Annotated in this window: 17 protein-coding genes and 1 other RNA gene; 12 read left to right on the top strand and 6 right to left on the bottom strand. The window is 43.1% G+C overall.

From position 1 onward, the window contains the following. Nucleotides 1–185: 185 nt before the first annotated feature. The 4 genes from R8N49_RS21545 to bamE all read left to right on the top strand — a co-directional run bounded on the left by R8N49_RS21545 (nt 186) and on the right by bamE (nt 4,313). A complete protein-coding gene (locus R8N49_RS21545) occupies nt 186–1,376 on the top strand; it encodes a DUF3103 domain-containing protein (RefSeq protein ID WP_005383752.1) in 1,191 nt (396 codons plus the stop codon). Nucleotides 1,377–1,542: 166 nt separating this feature from the next. Beyond that, entirely contained in the window at nt 1,543–3,207 is a 1,665-nt protein-coding gene (gene recN, locus R8N49_RS21540) for a DNA repair protein RecN (RefSeq protein WP_005383750.1), read from the top strand. 21 nt (nt 3,208–3,228) lie between these two features. Next, the gene (locus tag R8N49_RS21535; protein WP_086046555.1) at nt 3,229–3,711 is read left to right on the top strand and encodes a GNAT family N-acetyltransferase; all 483 of its coding nucleotides are present in this window, start codon (nt 3,229–3,231) and stop codon (nt 3,709–3,711) included. A 242-nt stretch (nt 3,712–3,953) separates the two neighbouring features. Beyond that, nucleotides 3,954–4,313: an outer membrane protein assembly factor BamE gene (gene bamE, locus R8N49_RS21530; RefSeq protein WP_017820585.1), complete on the top strand. Its 360-nt coding sequence runs from the start codon at nt 3,954–3,956 to the stop codon at nt 4,311–4,313. A 101-nt stretch (nt 4,314–4,414) separates the two neighbouring features. Here the strand turns inward: bamE and R8N49_RS21525 are convergent, their stop codons facing one another. Both R8N49_RS21525 and R8N49_RS21520 read right to left on the bottom strand, forming a co-directional pair. Next, entirely contained in the window at nt 4,415–4,774 is a 360-nt protein-coding gene (locus tag R8N49_RS21525) for an RnfH family protein (protein ID WP_064376794.1), read from the bottom strand. Next, entirely contained in the window at nt 4,764–5,207 is a 444-nt protein-coding gene (locus R8N49_RS21520) for an SRPBCC family protein (protein WP_005381641.1), read from the bottom strand. Before R8N49_RS21520 ends, R8N49_RS21525 begins: the two co-directional genes overlap by 11 nt. Nucleotides 5,208–5,326: 119 nt before the next feature. Here R8N49_RS21520 and smpB point away from each other — a divergent pair, with 119 nt between their 5' ends. The 4 genes from smpB to R8N49_RS21500 all read left to right on the top strand — a co-directional run bounded on the left by smpB (nt 5,327) and on the right by R8N49_RS21500 (nt 8,780). Continuing rightward, complete coding sequence (gene smpB / locus R8N49_RS21515) at nt 5,327–5,812, top strand: SsrA-binding protein SmpB (RefSeq protein WP_005381642.1); 486 nt, start codon at nt 5,327–5,329, stop codon at nt 5,810–5,812. A 66-nt stretch (nt 5,813–5,878) separates the two neighbouring features. After that, nucleotides 5,879–6,246, top strand: a transfer-messenger RNA (tmRNA) gene (gene ssrA, locus R8N49_RS21510). 839 nt (nt 6,247–7,085) lie between these two features. Beyond that, nucleotides 7,086–7,637: a DUF6795 domain-containing protein gene (locus R8N49_RS21505; RefSeq protein WP_225466667.1), complete on the top strand. Its 552-nt coding sequence runs from the start codon at nt 7,086–7,088 to the stop codon at nt 7,635–7,637. Nucleotides 7,638–7,640: 3 nt separating this feature from the next. Further along, a complete protein-coding gene (locus R8N49_RS21500) occupies nt 7,641–8,780 on the top strand; it encodes a lipase family protein (RefSeq protein ID WP_318190090.1) in 1,140 nt (379 codons plus the stop codon). Nucleotides 8,781–8,901: 121 nt separating this feature from the next. Here R8N49_RS21500 and R8N49_RS21495 read toward each other — a convergent pair whose 3' ends face one another. Beyond that, entirely contained in the window at nt 8,902–9,465 is a 564-nt protein-coding gene (locus R8N49_RS21495; RefSeq protein ID WP_005381668.1) for a porin family protein, read from the bottom strand. A 397-nt stretch (nt 9,466–9,862) separates the two neighbouring features. Here R8N49_RS21495 and R8N49_RS21490 point away from each other — a divergent pair, with 397 nt between their 5' ends. The 4 genes from R8N49_RS21490 (at nt 9,863) to R8N49_RS21475 (ending at nt 14,740) form a co-directional block, all read left to right on the top strand. Beyond that, on the top strand, nt 9,863–10,744 hold the full coding sequence (locus R8N49_RS21490) for a LysR family transcriptional regulator (protein WP_025768872.1): 882 nt from the start codon (nt 9,863–9,865) through the stop codon (nt 10,742–10,744). A gap of 120 nt (nt 10,745–10,864) precedes the next feature. Further along, on the top strand, nt 10,865–12,400 hold the full coding sequence (locus tag R8N49_RS21485) for a bifunctional GNAT family N-acetyltransferase/carbon-nitrogen hydrolase family protein (protein ID WP_025768871.1): 1,536 nt from the start codon (nt 10,865–10,867) through the stop codon (nt 12,398–12,400). 204 nt (nt 12,401–12,604) lie between these two features. Next, on the top strand, nt 12,605–13,192 hold the full coding sequence (locus tag R8N49_RS21480; protein ID WP_258489372.1) for a DedA family protein: 588 nt from the start codon (nt 12,605–12,607) through the stop codon (nt 13,190–13,192). Nucleotides 13,193–13,372: 180 nt separating this feature from the next. Continuing rightward, on the top strand, nt 13,373–14,740 hold the full coding sequence (locus R8N49_RS21475; protein WP_005381672.1) for a Na+/H+ antiporter NhaC family protein: 1,368 nt from the start codon (nt 13,373–13,375) through the stop codon (nt 14,738–14,740). Nucleotides 14,741–14,814: 74 nt separating this feature from the next. On the opposite strand, the gene R8N49_RS21470 is transcribed toward R8N49_RS21475, so the two are convergent. The 3 genes from R8N49_RS21470 to R8N49_RS21460 form a co-directional block, all read right to left on the bottom strand. Next, nucleotides 14,815–15,654 (bottom strand): 3-keto-5-aminohexanoate cleavage protein, encoded by an 840-nt coding sequence (locus tag R8N49_RS21470; RefSeq protein WP_258489364.1) that lies wholly within the window; start codon nt 15,652–15,654, stop codon nt 14,815–14,817. After that, a complete protein-coding gene (locus R8N49_RS21465; RefSeq protein ID WP_042521241.1) occupies nt 15,645–16,976 on the bottom strand; it encodes an aspartate aminotransferase family protein in 1,332 nt (443 codons plus the stop codon). The genes R8N49_RS21470 and R8N49_RS21465 overlap by 10 nt, the downstream gene beginning before the upstream one ends. A 208-nt stretch (nt 16,977–17,184) precedes the next feature. Further along, a complete protein-coding gene (locus R8N49_RS21460; RefSeq protein WP_005381677.1) occupies nt 17,185–18,453 on the bottom strand; it encodes an O-acetylhomoserine aminocarboxypropyltransferase/cysteine synthase family protein in 1,269 nt (422 codons plus the stop codon). Between the last annotated feature and the right edge of the window lie 114 nt (nt 18,454–18,567).

Raw genomic sequence — 18,567 nt, 5'->3', positions numbered from 1 at the left:
AATAGACACAAAGTAGTGAGGCGACACGATATTTGTCATCATTAAAGAGAAGCTTATAAATTTTGATCCTGTGGGCAAACTTTACACAAAAGATAGAAAAGCAAATTCAATGATCTATGTCCGGTGATATTCTCACCATGAATAGAGTATTAACTCTATTTCATACAATCAATAAAGGACATATTATGAAGAAAACCATCATTCTGTCTGTTCTCAGTACATTAGCACTTATTGGCTGCCAATCAGAGGAAACGCAAGTCAACAGTGTGTCCAATGCAAAAGCGGAAGATATCACTAAGACGAAACGGGCCCTAGCTCAACAATTGAGTGAGAATTATGCTGCCATTGAACCCATGCTGAGAAGAGATATTACTCCGCAACAGACTAACGTGTCTGTATCAGCATTTGTTAAGCAAAACCCTAACTCAGAGTTCAGCCGCCAGCTTGTACAAGCTGACACTCAAATTCGTAGCTGGAAAGGTATTTCTGAATACTCTGATCAGTTGTTAGAAGTTCGCTTGGCAAATGAAGCCATGATAACAGCATGGCAAAGTGGCGAGGTCGAGCCATTATTTGCATTTGAACCAAGTGGTGATGATGAGAATTGGCAATACATCGAAGCATTTGATGTGTATGGCAACATCCATCAACTCGATGTTTACCAGCTCCCTGAGGTACCTGTACTTGTCGTTGATAACAATAGCTCTGCAGAGCTAAAAGCAGGCTTGCAAGCTATGCAAGCTGAGATGAAAAAACTCGGTCAACCAGCTTTAGTTCAACCATATATTGCTGATGAACAACGCCAAAATACACCGCTATTGTCAAGTAGCGCAGTGGGCGAAGCGGCTCCAATTCAAACCACGCAGTTGAAAAAGATCCGTCTAGCCGATGACAAAGAACCTTGGATCTCTGGCAAGGCAGAAATCTACGCTATCGTAACGGGCGTCAATCCAAGTCGTGATGAACCTACTCTCGATTTGGTGGAGCTTCCATACTTAGACTACGATAACCAAGATTACTATCCAAATCAGATCATTATTCACTGGTCTCGTTACCGCTGGGGTGCGGCAGACATTGTGCTCATGGAGCAAGATGACGGCACAGACTATAAACAATTGGCAAAACTCCTTGTTCAAGTTGCCGAAGAAGTATTGAAAGCGATTCCAGATCCAGAAGTTCAGGCTTACGCGATTATTCCGCAAATCACGAACAAGATCATCGACACTATCCCCGATGGTGTACTCACGAATGATGATGACTTCGTCGACGTTTACTACACTCTAATGCAAGACACTTCATACGTGGATCACCCAGGTGCAGGTGTGAATGCAGTCGTCACACTAGAACCACTAACGATTAACCCAACTCGTCCGTAACCTGTTCAACTTTAATGAGTCGTTGTAATCACATCGGCTCATTTTTCCCACTTCATCACAAAAAAACAGCCTACAAAGAAAATTTTCCTTACCCGACTTTACTGTATAAAGAAACAGTATATACTGTTCTCTTATACAGTATTGTTCAGTTATACAGGTAAATAAAATGCTGGCTCATCTAAGTGTTAATAATTTTGCGATTGTTAAGTCTTTACAACTCGAGCTTTCTAAGGGCATGACCACCATTACAGGTGAAACAGGCGCGGGTAAATCCATTGCTATCGATGCTTTAGGGCTCTGCTTAGGCGGACGAGCCGATGCCGGCATGGTGCGACAAGGTGAAGAGAAAACCGAAGTTAGCGCCGCTTTTTTATTGGACAACAACTTACATGCAACACGTTGGTTAGAAGATAACGATCTGCTAGATGGCAGTGAGTGTATTTTGCGTCGTATTATCACAAAAGAAGGCCGCTCAAGAGCCTTCATTAATGGCAGCCCTGTTCCACTATCACAGCTCAAATCTCTAGGGCAGCTACTTATCAATATCCATGGGCAGCACGCTCATCATCAATTGATGAAAAGTGAGCACCAAATGGCCATGCTCGACCAATATGCTGGGCATTTAAACCTACTAAAAAGCACACGAAGTGCTTACCAGCATTGGCGTCAGGCGGATAATAACCTCAAGCAGCTAAAAGAAAATAGCCAGCAAAACCAGGCGCAAAAACAGTTGCTTGAATACCAAATCAAAGAACTGAATGAGTTATCGCTAGGTGAAGAAGAATTTGCAGAGCTCGAGCAAGAGCACAAACGACTATCCAACAGTGGTGAACTCGCCACTACCTGTCAGCAAGCCATCGAACTTATTTACGAAGGTGAAGAAGTCAATGCGCTTGGTATTTTGCAATCGGCCAATCACTCCCTAATTCAATTAGCCGAATTAGATGAAAAGCTATCTGAGCTACCTAACATGCTGTCAGAAGCAATGATTCAACTTGAAGAAACGAAGAATGAATTACGCAGCTACTTAGATGGCATCGATGTTGATCCAGCTCGTATGGCTTATGTAGAAGAACGTTTTTCTAAAGTGATGTCTGTAGCTCGTAAACACCACGTAATGCCAGAAGAACTCTACCAGCATCATCAAGATCTTCTGGCCCAAGTAGAAGCGTTAGATTGCTCCGATGAACGTTTAGATGAACTTGCTCAAGAAGTAGAACACAAGTACCAAAGCTTTCTAACACAAGCAGAAAAACTGCACAAATCACGCAGCCGTTACGCAAAAGAACTGAACAAACTGATCACACAAAGCATGCACGAATTGAGCATGGAGAAAGCAGTATTCAGTATCGAAGTTAGCAATGACAACACGCACCCATCGCCGCTTGGCATGGACAGCGTGTGCTTCTTAGTATCGACCAACCCGGGACAACCATTACAACCTATAGCAAAAGTTGCGTCAGGCGGTGAGCTATCACGCATCTCTCTAGCGATCCAAGTGATCACCGCTCAGAAAGTAGATACACCAAGTTTAATCTTCGATGAAGTGGACGTAGGTATTAGTGGCCCAACAGCTGCCGTAGTGGGCAAAATGCTACGCAAGCTTGGCGAATCTACTCAGGTATTGTGTGTCACTCACCTCCCTCAAGTTGCCGGATGCGGCCATCAACAAATGTTTGTAGCTAAGCAAACCAAAGCAGGCCAAACCGAAACCCAAATGCACGCATTAGATGAACAACAACGTGTGGCAGAATTAGCTCGCTTACTTGGGGGTAGTCAAATAACCGACTCAACGTTGGCAAACGCAAAAGAACTGCTTATCGCCGCTTAATAAATCGACAAGGGATGAGAAATGGATATCAGAGCAATACACAAAACCAACTGCTTAGATCTCATCCCTATTTTTATTGAGTTAGAACATTACTACTTCAAAGAAAAAGCTTCATCAAAACACGATCTGGTCCATTATCTAAAGAACCAAGTTTTCTCTGAACATTCTGGCGTTCATATCATTGCGGTTTACGATAATGATGACGTCGTAGGCTTTGCATCTTATACCATCATGTTCCCTGCCCCAAAACTCTCAGGGCAGATGTACTTAAAAGATCTGTTCGTATCTTCGAAGGTTCGAGGAAAAGGGGTTGGTCTCAAGTTAATGAAGTATCTGGCATCTTTGGCGATCAAGTGTAGATGCCAAAGGTTGGACTGGACAGCTGAAAGTAGTAACCCTACCGCAGGTCAGTTTTACCGCTCAATTGGTGCAACACTAATTCATGAAAAAGAGTATTATCGTTTTTCAGGTGATGCATTACGCGAATTCGCCAAAACCGACTAACGAGTCACTAGGCTTTGCTCACCGCTGAAAGCGTCCATCACCCTACTTCCGATTGAAATTTGCTCTTCGTCACCTAACTAATACGTCATGTGGTGACATTTACCGCCTAATATCGGTGAATAAATGCAACTCAACTCAAAATTCGTTGTCAGATTGTCTACCATACGACGCATAGCTTTTTACATCTGCGTCGAGCTTGTTTATTATCAGCGCAGTATTTTAAAGGTTACTAAGAAATTATTATGCAATTAAAGAAGTGGTTAGTTGCCGTACCATTAGCAATGACATTGCTGACAGGATGTTCGGTATTGGAAAGACTGGTTTATCGTATTGATATCAACCAAGGCAACTATGTAGAACAAAGTGCGGTTGATAAATTAAAGTTTGGGATGACTAAAGCACAGGTTCGCTTCGTATTAGGGTCGCCAATGCTTATTGAAAACGGCTATCCAAACACTTGGTATTACATCTATCATCATACTCCTGGCCATGGCGAGCCAGTACAGAAAGATCTGATTGTAAACTTTAATGACCAAGGCACACTCGCAGACATCAGTGGTGACTTTCCAAAAAGTGACGCATTTTACGAGCAAATTCAGTAAACTGACTTTTGCAAAAAAACCTCCCGTTTGGGAGGTTTTTTATTATATAGAAATCACGTTAGTCAAACTTTGAGTAACTCACATGAGCTATTGGGTTTATATTAATCCTGCTTATTTTTACGTACAGTACTAGGCTTGCCACCGGTGACTGGGTCTGCACTTCCCTCGGCTTTAGCCTGCTCCGCCCTTTTACGGCGAATCTCTTTCGGATCGGCGAGTAACGGACGATAAATCTCTATTCGGTCTCGATCTCGAACGGTCGCATCCAACTTCACGTTACGACTAAACACACCCACTTTGTTCTTGGACAAATCAATTTCAGGGTACAACTCCAATACACCGGATTGTCGAATGATCTCTTCTACCGTTGCGTGATTATTTACCACTAAGTTAAATACACGCTGTTCATGAGGAAGAGCATAGACAACCTCAACGTGAATCATATCTGACTCAATACTCATAACACTCGTAGACCTGTTTTGCGCGTTTAGTAAATGCATTTACCATATTACTAGTAAGCTCGTTAAAAATCTTACCGAAGGCCATCTCAATCATTTTACTTGAGAATTCAAACTCAAGCTTTAGTTCAACCTTGCAAGCTTGCTCATCTAGCGCGGTAAAAATCCAACCACCACGCAACGTCTTAAACGGGCCATCCACCAAGTTCATCATAATTGCCTGACCGGGGATCAACTCATTTGAAGTCGTAAACGTTTTGCTGATTCCAGCCTTCGCCACATCGACAGAAGCCACCATACCATTCCCCGAAGACTCAATGATTCTAGAGCCCGAGCAACCAGGCAGAAATTCAGGGTATTTAGCAACATCATTAACCAGATTGAACATCTGTTCGGCGCTAAAAGACACAAGCGCAGAACGGCTGACTTGCTTCATACATACTCCTATCGATACATGTACAGATTTAAAGCTACTCGCCAATTTTACTTTTATTCCACGATTGCGCAAATAAAAGGATTTCCTATCCGATATCCAACCCGTATAATGACGCTATTATGGCAAAGAAAAAAACGAAACAAAAAGCGGGTAGCAATACTATCGCGCTGAATAAAAAAGCTCGCCACGAGTATTTCATCGATGATGAAATCGAAGCTGGCTTGGAGCTCCAAGGTTGGGAAGTGAAAGCCCTTCGCCAAGGTAAAGCCAATATTTCTGAAAGTTACGTATTTATGCGTGACGGTGAAGCCTTTGTGAGTGGCATGACAATCACTCCTTTAAATCAGGCATCGACACACGTTGTGGCGAATCCTACACGTGTGCGTAAACTACTAATGAGTCGTCGTGAGCTGGATAATCTATTCGGACGTGTAAACCGTGAAGGTATGACATTAACGGCCCTCTCACTGTACTGGTCTCGCTCTTGGGTGAAACTAAAAATTGGCGTAGCAAAAGGTAAAAAGCTGCACGATAAACGTACGGATCTAAAAGAAAAAGACTGGGCAAGAGAAAAAGCACGCGTAATGAAGAGCGCGCTGCGTTAATCTTGACCACTTAAACGCATAGTACTGGACAGCCAATGCTTTTCTGTTACTATGCGAATATTACCTGGGGCTGATTTAGGATTCGACGGGAATTCAGAAGTCTGAGGTGCATGCCGAGGTGCGGTAGGCCTCGTTAACAAACCGCAAAAAAATAGTCGCAAACGACGAAAACTACGCACTAGCAGCTTAATAACCTGCTAAGAGCTCTCTCGCCCTAGCTTCCGCACGTAAGACGGGGAATAACGAGGGATCAAACCCAAACGCGCTAGCCCGGATTCTCCCGCCTGAGAGATGAACGGCGAATTTTAATTCAGGCTAGTCATTCATTAGCGTGTCGGTTCGCAGGTGGGTGGCGAAATTAAAGATCGACTAAGCATGTAGTACCAATGATGAACGGTTTTCGGACGCGGGTTCAACTCCCGCCAGCTCCACCAAACGTTTGGAAAAGGCCACCCTCGGGTGGCCTTTTTTGTATCAACAACCCACTATCCACTATCCACTATCCACTATCCACATTGTCTTCTTTTCTCACGCACTCATGCTACCTGATAACTTTTCACGAGCATTACTGCATAACTCTGAACGTACACCGATTTAAAAACTCGTTGAGTATTAAGTAACAGGCGATACGCTCATAAATACACCACCAAAAACACATGGAAGTTCAGAAGAACTCATTCAAGGACAAAAAGTGTGTACTATATGCTCTTCGATTTAAAGTGTTCTAAGTTTTTGGGGTATCAACAACTACGAGTGCTAAATCTAAGTTATAGAATTATGATGGGTTAAAGTTGAACAATTTGGGTTTATCACTAACCATCAAAAGATACTCAATAAGCCTTTTCTTTTGTTCTTGGTTATCACAATTGGCGGAAAAATAAATTATCAAGTCAATCTAGCATTACGATGTAAAGTAATAAAAACACCTCTTGAGCAAGCGACTAATTAACTATTTTCAATACGATTTCATTGTCTGAAACCTAGTATTTATAGAGCTCTTTCCCATTCGATAGCTCTCGTTTATTTTGCTTCCACATTACCTGATGAAAGCCTAAAAAATCCAATACAATATAACTACCTAAGGTTAGCGTAGACTGAGTATTCCAGATTTAAACTTTATTAATGCTAATAAAAATCGGTCAAGTAGATAAACATAAATCTAAAAATGTAATTTTCAAATTCACAAGTTACAAGGGCAATGCAGTACGAATCACATAGTTAGCATTAAATATTGTAAAAACACACAATACATATACATTTATAGATTTTTAAAATGAAAAAAGTCGATGTGAGAAATTACTTAGTTGGATTTATTACAATCATATTGTTGAGCATTAATATGAGTTTTGGAGAGAGTATATTGAATAGCGATAAAGTTAACCAATACACACCACAAATCAATGGTGTGCTAACAAAAAAAGGGAAGCCGATTGATAACCAAAAGGTTAGTCTTAGTATTGGTTTAAGCGCTTCAGGAAAATCAATAGACTTATCAACATTTACTGACAGCAATGGTCGGTTTGAATTTTCTCCTGTGTATGAGAACAAAGAGAGCGTTAAGATCCCGCTTATTGAACATTATGTAACTATTGTTTTAACCACAGAACTAGATATTGATGAAAGCGTTATTATTTGGGAAGGTTCGTTCGATGGCTATGAAATAGAGGATTACGTAAAAAACAATATGGCTAATCTAGTCTGTGATGCAGCAAACCCTCTTAAGTACTTTGCTTTTTCAATTGATGATGACGAAAACGATGACTACTACGTAAATAGTCAATGTGATTTATTTGGATATATTGACTCTGATTTATATGGAAATTAAAGAATGCAATCACTCTCACCAAAGCTATCATCTAGAATCGCAGAAATCCCTTATTCTGTATTCGCAACTAATGTTCGTAACGTTAGTGGTTATATAGCAAAGTTTTTTACATTTGATCTAAGGAATGATGTCAAAAAAGGAACGACAAGTGGCTTTATGGGATTTGGTGGAATGACATCAGATTTTGTAGCGATAGGTCGAGGTAAGGGCGAGTTTACCGATACTTTAGTATTTTCCTTTCGTGGCACTCAAGCAAACATCGGCGACATTATGACCGATGGAAACATTGGGATATCAGGCACCTCATCAGGTTACAGGGTACATGCAGGTTTTGTAAATCTCTTCAATACGATAAAGCCACAACTTACAGCATACATCGCTGGTTATTCGAAAAAGAACATGAAAGCACCGAAGGCAATACACTGTGTAGGTCATAGTTTAGGTGGTGCTCTTGCTTCATTAGCGGCAGATTGGGTGAAGAGTCAGTACGGCTATAGCGTACACCTATATACTTTTGGCGCACCAAAAGTTGGCTTTAAACCATACGCAAGAAGGGAGTTAGATTCTTCATATCGCTGCACTCATGGTGCAGATCCAGTTCCTATGTCTCCTCTTTGGCCATTTACTCACGGTGGTATTGAGTATCGGCTAGATGGAAGTTCTGGCATCTACTTCTGCGCTCATGGACTAGGAAAAAAATCTGTTCCGGGTTATGTCAATACCGCTACAAGTAATGAGTGGTCGGCACTACAACCCAAATCTCAAACTTACCTAGAACGCAACGTATTTCTTGACTTCAACAATAGATATAATGCTCGAATGACTGATGGTTGGGTAAGTAAAATAGTCTCTTCAATTTTGACCTTACTAAGAATTTCAGGTCTGGGTCATATAATACAACAAATAGCAACCGTAGGCCTTACTGCTTGGGATCAACTAGCTAAAGCTATGGCGTACATTTCAAAACTAAAAAACGAGTATACAGAACACGTCCGCGGTATTTTAGGTCACATGAATGTAATGTCAGGTAGCGCAGCGATCGACCTATCGAGTATTACTTATAGAGTGATAAAACTTTGTTTTTCGAGACTAGTAAGAAGGTTAGACAGTCATGTTAGAAATGCTCTAAATATAGTAGCGTAACAGTAAAAGACACTAACAATTATTCTAAAAACCGCTCAATTATCCTCAACTAGATTGAGTTCAGAAAAAGCGAAGCTATTTAGGCTTCGCTTTTTATTAGGGCTTAGAGTTGTTAACAATATTAAAATCTATATTCCACACCTAGTGATGCTTGGTTAAAGTCTGTTTCCGTGTTTGCACCGTTCGCGACATTCTCCGCATTGAGTTCTACGTCGTACCACATATATTCTGCGTTAACTAAGAAGTTATCAGTAACTTTAAAACCAACACCGGCACCAGCGAATACACCTTCATCATCTTTGTTGCCTTGGAAGCCCGCAACGTTGTAATCCGTCGAGTACCACATTTGACCGCCTTTTGCGTAAAGGTCGACACGATCAGCAATGGGAGCAGTAACTTTTAGAGCCGCTGTATAGCCGTCCGTTTCGGCATTTGCTAAGTTATTACCATAGCTACCGAAATCAATGTAACCACCTTCCAACGCTAAGTAAGGATTAAAACGGTAACCAACTAAACCTTGAATAACATCGCTGTCATCATCAAAGTCATCTTGTCCATCAACTTTTAAGTAACCGTAGTTGGCGCCAACATATACACCATGATCGTTGGAGTCCGCAGCATGTGATAAAGTACTAAACGTTGCTAAAGAAAAAAGGCTAATCAAAGTAACAACATTGCTTTTCATTTCGTTCTCCTAATATAAGTTCCATTGAAGGTTCGAATAGTAAAGAGCAAATGCAATGCCAACTTTAAATTAATGAAAAATATATTTAATTTTATAGAATACTGACAATCCTCTAAAGATCGCCGAACAAAAATAGAAAAAAGAGCTGTCTGTTTACTTTATATAAACAATACTAAATTGAGGTTAATCTCTGATGTGAAAAAGATTCTTGTTAATTTGTAGATTTTTCAAAGAAATTAAATAAACATCTAAAATACTCTTGTAGATTAATCCGTCAAAAAACGCTTAGCTAGTTTTTATAAGAAAGGAAGCTAATCACACATACGTTGCATCTTACTTTGCTTCAAGCCGTGAATACTCTACTCTTTGCCTAAGCAGAGTTTAATGGAACTGAAGTATGTTAAAAGGCAGTGAATACCCTTCTATTCGAGCATTAAGGACGTTTGTCGCGGTCTCTAATTACCTCAGTTTCTCTAAAGCAGCGGATGCCCTATGTATTACGCAAAGCGCAGTAAGCAAACAAATCGCATCGCTGGAGCAATTGGTGGGCTTACCTTTAATACAAAGAGGGACGAGTGGTATTGAGTTAACCGAAGAAGGCAAGCGTTATCTGCCGCAAGTCACAGAAGCTTTGGAGCTTATTCAGCATGCAACTGCCAACTTAATCCAGTCAGATTCAAAGCAAGAATTACTCACCGTGGACGTAACCCCTTCTTTTGCCAGTCTTTGGTTGATACCTAATATTGATGACTTCCACCAGCAACATCCTAACATCCGAGTAAGAGTCTGTACTGGGGATGGGAACGTCAAAGATTCGAGCAACGAAAGTGACTTACATATTCGCTGCCTTCCATTATCCACACATTATGAATACAGCCACTTACTGTGCGAAGAAACATTGTTATTAGTCGGTTGTACAAATGCTCCTGCAATTGAGAGTGTGCACGCTGTTAGCAATTATCCTTTTATACCTCAAATCACTCGCCCTCAGCTATGGGAGCAATTTAAAGCTGTCTACACTGTAGAATCTCCCGTTACCTATCAACCTGTAGGCTTTGAACATTTTTACCTAGCTTACGAAGCCGTCAAAATGGGAAAAGGACTCGCCTTACTTCCTGATTTTATGGCGCAGAATTCTATTTTAAGAGGGGATATCCAACATATTCTCAACCTAACTTTACAGAGTGGTTATGGTTATTACGTGATGATCCCGAATTATCGCCTATCGGCTAAGAAAGTGGCGGCGTTTTACGAATGGTTGAAGAGCAAACTAAGCTAATATTGTTTTCTTGAAATGCTTTTGGTAAACCAAAACAACTCAAAGACTTCAGTATCTGTCTGCTCCAAATTGTGGCATTCTCATTAACACTGTTTCAAAAGGATAAATGGATTGAAAGATATGGACAGCAATTCGCCCAAACTCTCATTACGTACCATTGAGCCAACGGATTACCCTGAGCTTGCAGAACTAATGGACTTAGTGTTTCCTGATGTTGGCGGCTCATGGCCACGGCTGACTATTATGGATCTCATTCATCAGTTTCCTGATGGCCAAATCTGTATTGAAGATAACGGCAAAATAGTCGGTGCAGCATTAACCATTAAAGTGGACTACAACCGCTTTTCTCTTCCTCATCTATATACCGACATCATTACCGAAAACAACGTCATACAGAATCAAGTAACCGGTGATGCAATGTATGGTCTCGATGTATTTGTCCACCCGGACTATCGAGGGCTACGTTTAGGTCGACGTTTGTATGATGCGCGTAAAGAGCTTTGCCGTAGTAAGAACTTCAAAGCAATTTTAGCCGGTGGTCGCATTCCTAATTACCACCAATACGCAGATGAACTGAGCGTTGCAGAGTACATCGACAAAGTAAAACGCCGTGAGCTTCATGACCCTATTTTGTCTTTTCAGCTTGCTAACGACTTCGATGTAAAACGAATCATGCGCGGCTACTTACCAGAGGATAGCGCTTCTAAAGGTTACGCGACACTGCTGGAGTGGGATAACTTTTTCTACGAAGAGGATATTCAATCCGTACACGATGTAGAAAAGACTCTGATTCGAATTGGTGTTGTACAGTGGCAAATGCGCGCGATGAATGACCTGGAGGATTTGCTCGATCAAGCTGAGTTCTTCATTTCTTCTCTTGCGAATTACAAGGCCGATTTCGCCCTATTCCCTGAGTTCTTTAACGCACCGCTGATGGGCTTGCAAAACGACAAAAATTCCGTTGAAGCAATCCGCTTTTTGGCTAGCTTTACGGAAGAGATCAAAAACCGTTTCTCGCAGATGGCAGTCACCTACAACATCAACATTATTGCAGGCAGTATGCCCGTTATCGAAGATGGCAAACTGTATAATGTGGCCTACTTGCTGCAACGAGATGGTGAAATTAACGCTCAATATAAAATCCACATCACGCCTCATGAACAAAGAGACTGGGTGATCGACGGTGGTGACAATGTTCAAGTGTTCGAAACCGATGCGGGCAAAGTCGGCATACTGATTTGTTATGACAGCGAATTCCCTGAATTGGGAAGAATGTTAGCAGAACAAGGCGCACAAATTGTATTCGTTCCTTTCTGGACGGACACAAAAAATGGCTATCAACGAGTACGAATTTGTTCCCAATCGCGTGCCATTGAAAACGAATGCTATGTTGCAATTGGTGGCAGTGTTGGCAACTTACCTCGTGTTGATAATGTCGATATCCAGTACGCACAATCTGCCGTATTTTCACCGTCGGATATCTATTTTCCACACGATGCGACCTTGACAGAAGCAAGCGCCAACACCGAAATGATAATCTTCGCTGATGTTGATTTGACTAAGTTGAAACAGCTTAATACCGAAGGCTCTGTCACCAACTTACGTCATCGCCGCCTTGATTTGTATGGTGCATTCACCAAAGCCAAAGAGTCATAAGGATCTCCCTAATTCGCCGCTACCAAAGAGCGTGGCGGCGAATAAAGCCTGCTGCAGGTTGATTCTGCGCAATTATCAGAGGCATGTCAGTTTTTCTCAATGGTGAGAAACAAGAATTGACCCAATAGGACATTCGGAGTATCACTCCAACTTCGTTCCGCTTTTATTGGGGGAAAGCTTTTGGAACAGATTAACGAACTTCTCGTGTCAATGAAGCCTTTGCTTGAGCAATACGGCTACGTTGCGCTGATTGTCAGTATATTTCTAGAAGGGATAGGTATCCCGATGCCTGGTCAATCACTGATGATCGCGGCATCTTTGCTCTCGTCAGAACAAGTCATGAACCTAAGTATGGTAATGATGGTATCGTGGCTGAGCTGCTTTTTGGGTAATACCTGTGGTTACCTAATCGGCTATTACTTTGAAGGCTGGTTGGATAAAAAAGGCTACATTTCCGGCCCGAAGATGCAAACGCTTCAATTGACTATCCAGAAATACGGCCCTACGTGCTTGGTCGTCAGCCGCTTTATTGAAGGAATGAAGCAATTTATGCCTCTTGCATGCGGTATCGCGAAAATGCCACGTAGAGAGTTTTTGTTCGGTAACGCTCTCGCGGCGACGGTTTGGGTATTGGTATTCAGCTTGTTAACTCACTTTGCATTTGAGCATTTAAGCGTGTTGAGCAACCTGTACACCGAATACAAATATCTGGTATGGGCATTTGCTGCTGTCTTATTTACGTGGATGGTTTTAGGTATTGTTAAACGCAAAAAAGCCAAATCAATGCAATAACGACAGTCTCTTCATTAGCGCATAACTAAAGCTCGTGGTATCAGTGAGATACGCAACACGAGCTTTTCTCTTTTTCTTTACGTGTAAAATTTAAACGGCCATTTAGACGTCTAGACGTTGACAATGTAGAAATGTGATATTAGTCTGCTCTTCTCTCTTATCATTAACATTGTCGTTTACATGTCCGGTTCCCAACAAACTACTAAAACAGTTGCACCGTCTGCGGTCGCACTGATCCCATTAATTGTATTCCTTGCGCTATTTATTGGCGTAGGCACTTACTTATCTTTGCAAGGCGTGGAATTTGCCTTCTACCAGCTGCCTGCACCCATCGCGGTATTACCAGCCATCATCATTGCGTTTCTTTTAAGTAAAGAGAAACTTAACCGCTCAATCGAACACTTCATGCGTGGTGTTGGCCACCCAGACATCATCGCAATGTGTATGATCTATCTGCTTGCAGGTGCCTTTGCTGCGGTAGCAAAAGCCTCTGGTGGTGTTGATGCAACAGTGAACCTTGGTTTATCCGCTATTCCAACCAGCATGATTTTACCGGGCATTTTTCTGATTTCTGCTTTTATCGCAACAGCAATGGGCACTTCGATGGGTACCATCGCAGCCGTTGCCCCCGTAGCGTTGGGTATTGCTGAATCAGCAGGAATGAGCTTACCGTTAACCGCAGGCGTTGTGCTGAGCGGCGCTATGTTTGGTGATAACCTTTCTATCATCTCTGACACCACGATCGCGGCGACACGCTCTCAAGGTTGTGAGATGAAAGACAAGTTTAAAGAGAACATTCGTATTGCTTTGCCTGCGGCGTTGATCGCGATTGCAGTGTTCGCTTTCAACAGCACCGCGACTCAAGTGCCTGCAACTGGCGATATTGAGTGGCTAAAAGTCTTGCCGTACATCACTATTTTGATCCTAGCGGTATCTGGTGTGAATGTGTTTGTGGTTCTGTCGATTGGCATTCTTTTGGCTGGCGGCGTGAGCTTGGCATCGATTGACAATTACGGACTAACTAATCTAGCCCAAGACGTATACAAAGGCTTTGGTAACATGCAAGAGATCTTCTTGTTATCCATGCTGATTGGTGGTTTGAGTGAACTGATGCGTCGCCAAGGTGGTCTTGCTTTTCTAACAAATTTCGTTAGTAGCCTTATCCACGCGTTTGGCTCTAGTCACTCTAAGCATGCGAACAGTCGTGCAAGCGAGCTAGGTATTGCAGGTTTGGTATCAATGGTCAATGGCTGTACGGCAAACAACACCGTAGCCATCATTGTATCGGGCAGCGTTGCTCGCCAACTGGCGGAAGAGAATAATGTCTCTCCTCGCCGCTCAGCAAGCTTGTTAGACATTTTCTCATGCGTGGTGCAAGGCGTGTTGCCTTACGGTGCTCAAGTACTGCTGCTAGGTTCCGTATTCAACCTATCGCCACTTGAAGTAGTTGCCAATTCTTACTACTGTTTTGCATTAGCGATAGCGGCTGTTGTCGCGGTGTTTATCAAACATCCCGCTCGTCAACCTGTAGCGCAAACTGAGAACTAACGACAAATACCGAAAAGGCTCCGATGGAGCCTTTTTACTTTCCTTTCTTCTTTTTTTCTTTTCCGCGAGCAGATTTACTTCAAAGCTGAACGCAAACTTTGCGCACTGTGTAAAGGAATAGCAAAGCGATGCGCCACATCGCGTAGAGCTTCCACCTGAGCCGCGTTACTGATTGCTAATTCGCCTGCCACATCGACGTGGTTATTCTCAAACCCCACTCTCACATCGAATCCAAGTAACATCGCACTCGCTAAACAGTCTTGCTCTCGCGCGCCAAAAGCACAAATGGCACATCGAATTTCTTCCTCGACAAAACGCGCCAAATTCAAACCTCGTAAATCCCATGGCGAAGACTGTTGAGCTTGGTGATAACGCCCTAACACCACTAATGCATGCTGATACGTTTTAGGTAACACGCCCGCATCACGCAGTTGGAAATAACGTTCAATGTCGGTTGCATCGTAGAGAATAATTTGGCTCACGATGTTGTTTTCTGCCACCCAATGGAAAAAGGCATACCCTTCTTTCTCACTTGCTCGATCAGGGATTAACTCCCTCAATGCGAAAGAAGCCGCTTCTGGTTTCACAGCTTTAACTAACGCCATCTGTTGTGGCGGAGAATACAAGCCCACCGCCTCTGTGGTGAGCTGTACCATCATGTTTTGTCCCACCGCTTCTTTCACGGCATAGTAAATTGCCATGTTGTCGTCGATGTCTAATGAATGACGTCCGTTGGCGTCTCTAGCATGTAAATGGATCATGGCAGCCCCTGCCGTTTGACAAGCGATAGCCTCTGCAACCAGTTCGTCTTTTGTCATGGGTAAGCTGGCGTGATCGTGCTTAGTTTTTCTTGCACCGTTTGGGGCCACGATAATAGCGATAGGCTCTCGTATACATCGATTTTCTAATTCCATTCCTTCGCTACCTCTTTTAGCGTTAATGAGAGTTTGCCAACTAGCTCATCAATATGGTGAGGCTGAATAATGAATGGCGGTGCAAGCAAGATATGGTGCCCATTAACGCCATCAATCGTTCCGCCCATTGGGTAGCACATTAAGCCATTTTCCATTGCTTGCTGTTTGATGCGTTTGTCTGCCAATGTGGCTTTACTCAGAGGCGCCTTGCTTTCTTTATCCGCCACCAGCTCAATGCCAAAAAATAAGCCTTTACCACGAATGTCGCCAATGTACGGTAAATGGGCCAATTCAGAAGTAAGCTCATTACGCAGCAAAGCACTTTGCTGATTCACTGCCGTTAATAAATCATCTTGGAAGATGGTTTGAATGGTTGCCACGGCAGCAGCGCACGCCACAGGGTGCGCCATAAAGGTATGGCCATGTTGGAAAAAACCGCTTCCACCGGCAATAGCTTGGTAGACTCGATCATTCGCAACCACCGCGCCAATAGGTTGATAACCCGCACCAAGCCCTTTAGCCATACACACCAGATCGGGTTCTGCCTCTTCTTGCTCAAATGCAAAAAAACTACCACTGCGTCCAACGCCACACATGACTTCATCCAAGATCAATAACACATCGTATTGGTCGCATATTTCGCGAATACGTTTGAAGTAACCTTGAGTCGCAGGCACAGCTCCAGCGGTGGCTCCCACAATGGGCTCAGCGACAAAAGCCATGACATTCTCAGCCCCCAACTCAAGAATTTTTGCCTCTAGTTCATTCGCCGCTCGCAATGAGTAATCCAATTCCGACTCATGACTCTGCTGACAACGATAAGCATAGCAAGGGGCAATGTGATGACTCGGATGCAAGATAGGTTTGAACGGTTCACGTCGCCATTCATTACCACCGACCGCCAGAGCTCCCAACGTATTGCCGTGATAACTTTGCTGACGCGCAATGAATTGCTTCTTCTCTGGCTTACCTGATTCCACAAAATACTGCCGCGCCATTTTTAGTGCCGACTCCACCGCTTCTGATCCGCCACTGACTAAATACACATGGTTGAACTGCTCAGGCATATGCTGACAAATCAATTCCGCTAGTCGCTCACTGCTGTCACTAGTAAAAAATCCAGTATGAGCAAACGGCACTCGCTCGAGCTGTTCCAACATAGCTTTTTTAACGGCTTGATGACTGTGGCCAAGGTTTGATACCGCAGCGCCGCCACAAGCATCGAGATACTGTTTCCCTTGTTTATCGAATAGATAAACACCTTCACCTTTATCGATGATTGGCAACGTGGCATGGCAATGACGGTGAAATACGTAAGACATTTGAGTCCCTTCCAATGTGTAAGATTTGCACACATCATCAGGAACAACCCCAAATGCGACAAGGGAATAAATTTCACCCACCATGAGCTTTTGGAATACCACAACCCAAAAACACTAAAACCCTTGATATTTAAACAATAAAATAAAAATAGGCCAGCTTTTTTAAAGGCTGGCCTATGGGTAACCCAAAGCTAAAAACAGAATCGTTTTACGCGTTTAGTGCCTGTTCTAAATCGGCTAGAATATCGTCAATATGTTCAATACCCACCGATAAACGAATCATCTCTGGAGACACACCAGCTTGTTTTTGTTCTGCTTCGCTCAATTGACGATGAGTCGTCGATGCAGGATGGCAAGCCAATGATTTTGCATCGCCAATGTTCACCAAACGCTTAAAGATTTTCAAAGCATCATAAAAACGCACACCAGCGTCATAACCATCTTTTAAACCAAACGACAAAATCGCAGAAGGCTTACCTTTCATGTATTTTTCGGCGAGATGGAAGTGTTCAGAACTTGGCAATCCGGCATAACTTACCCAACTGACTTTGTCATTCTGTTCCAAGAATTCAGCCACTTTGAGTGTGTTCTCGGTATGGCGCTCCATGCGCAGCGGTAACGTTTCTAGCCCTTGCATAAGCATAAATGCATTCATCGGTGATAATGCGGCTCCGGTATTACGCAGTGGTACGGTACGCGCACGCCCGATAAATGCCGCTTCGCCAAACGCTTCGGTATACACCACGCCGTGGTAAGAAGGTTCTGGTTGGTTGAAAACAGGAAAGCGGTCTTTGTGCTGCGCCCAAGGGAATTTACCTGAATCCACAATCACGCCACCTAATGTGGTGCCATGCCCACCAACGTATTTAGTGAGAGAGTGAACTACGATATCCGCACCAAATTCGATGGGTTTGCAAAGCACTGGCGTCGCAACGGTGTTATCCACAATCACAGGTACGCCTTGTGCATGAGCAAGCTCCGCCACACGTTCTAAATCGATGATATTACCCGCAGGGTTACCAATGCTCTCGCAGTACACCGCTTTGGTATTTTCATCAATTAATTCGGCCAAACTTTCTGGCTTGTCATCTTTAGCAAACTTCACCTGAATACCTTGATTTGGGAGCATGTGCGCAAACAAGGTATAAGTACCGCCATAAAGTTGCGGCGTAGAAACGATGTTATCGCCCGCTTGCGCTAAGGTCAGAATTGCATAGTTAATCGCTGCACTCCCCGCACTCACGACCAATCCAGCAATGCCGCCTTCTAACGCCGCCATGCGTTTTTCCAGAACATCGTTAGTCGGATTCATGATGCGAGTGTAGATATTCCCCGGCACTTCCAAGTTAAACAGATCAGCGCCGTGCTGCGCGTTGTCAAACTCGTACGCGACTGTTTGATAAATCGGCGTCGCGACAGATTTAGTGGTAGGGTCAGTTTCGTAACCAAAATGGATGGATAGCGTTTCGTCTTTCATGTTCTTCCCTGTCTTTCATCACTCAAATAGCGGCAAGCAAAGCACTTACCTTGCTTAAAACTTATATTGCCCAATTTTTCAACAAATAACGTAGGGATGAATCACAGAGATAAA

Source organism: Vibrio sp. 1978, assembly GCF_033344345.1.
Note: the sequence above shows the minus strand (reverse complement) of the source record. Positions and strands in the feature narration are given on the sequence as shown.

Coding starts and splice junctions, on each gene's coding strand:
- R8N49_RS21545 (WP_005383752.1), top strand. CDS start 186: ATGAAGAAAACCATCATTCTGTCTGTTCTCAGTACATTAGCACTTATT.
- recN (WP_005383750.1), top strand. CDS start 1,543: ATGCTGGCTCATCTAAGTGTTAATAATTTTGCGATTGTTAAGTCTTTA.
- R8N49_RS21535 (WP_086046555.1), top strand. CDS start 3,229: ATGGATATCAGAGCAATACACAAAACCAACTGCTTAGATCTCATCCCT.
- bamE (WP_017820585.1), top strand. CDS start 3,954: ATGCAATTAAAGAAGTGGTTAGTTGCCGTACCATTAGCAATGACATTG.
- R8N49_RS21525 (WP_064376794.1), bottom strand. CDS start 4,774: ATGAGTATTGAGTCAGATATGATTCACGTTGAGGTTGTCTATGCTCTT.
- R8N49_RS21520 (WP_005381641.1), bottom strand. CDS start 5,207: ATGAAGCAAGTCAGCCGTTCTGCGCTTGTGTCTTTTAGCGCCGAACAG.
- smpB (WP_005381642.1), top strand. CDS start 5,327: ATGGCAAAGAAAAAAACGAAACAAAAAGCGGGTAGCAATACTATCGCG.
- R8N49_RS21505 (WP_225466667.1), top strand. CDS start 7,086: ATGAAAAAAGTCGATGTGAGAAATTACTTAGTTGGATTTATTACAATC.
- R8N49_RS21500 (WP_318190090.1), top strand. CDS start 7,641: ATGCAATCACTCTCACCAAAGCTATCATCTAGAATCGCAGAAATCCCT.
- R8N49_RS21495 (WP_005381668.1), bottom strand. CDS start 9,465: ATGAAAAGCAATGTTGTTACTTTGATTAGCCTTTTTTCTTTAGCAACG.
- R8N49_RS21490 (WP_025768872.1), top strand. CDS start 9,863: ATGTTAAAAGGCAGTGAATACCCTTCTATTCGAGCATTAAGGACGTTT.
- R8N49_RS21485 (WP_025768871.1), top strand. CDS start 10,865: ATGGACAGCAATTCGCCCAAACTCTCATTACGTACCATTGAGCCAACG.
- R8N49_RS21475 (WP_005381672.1), top strand. CDS start 13,373: ATGTCCGGTTCCCAACAAACTACTAAAACAGTTGCACCGTCTGCGGTC.
- R8N49_RS21470 (WP_258489364.1), bottom strand. CDS start 15,654: ATGGAATTAGAAAATCGATGTATACGAGAGCCTATCGCTATTATCGTG.
- R8N49_RS21465 (WP_042521241.1), bottom strand. CDS start 16,976: ATGTCTTACGTATTTCACCGTCATTGCCATGCCACGTTGCCAATCATC.
- R8N49_RS21460 (WP_005381677.1), bottom strand. CDS start 18,453: ATGAAAGACGAAACGCTATCCATCCATTTTGGTTACGAAACTGACCCT.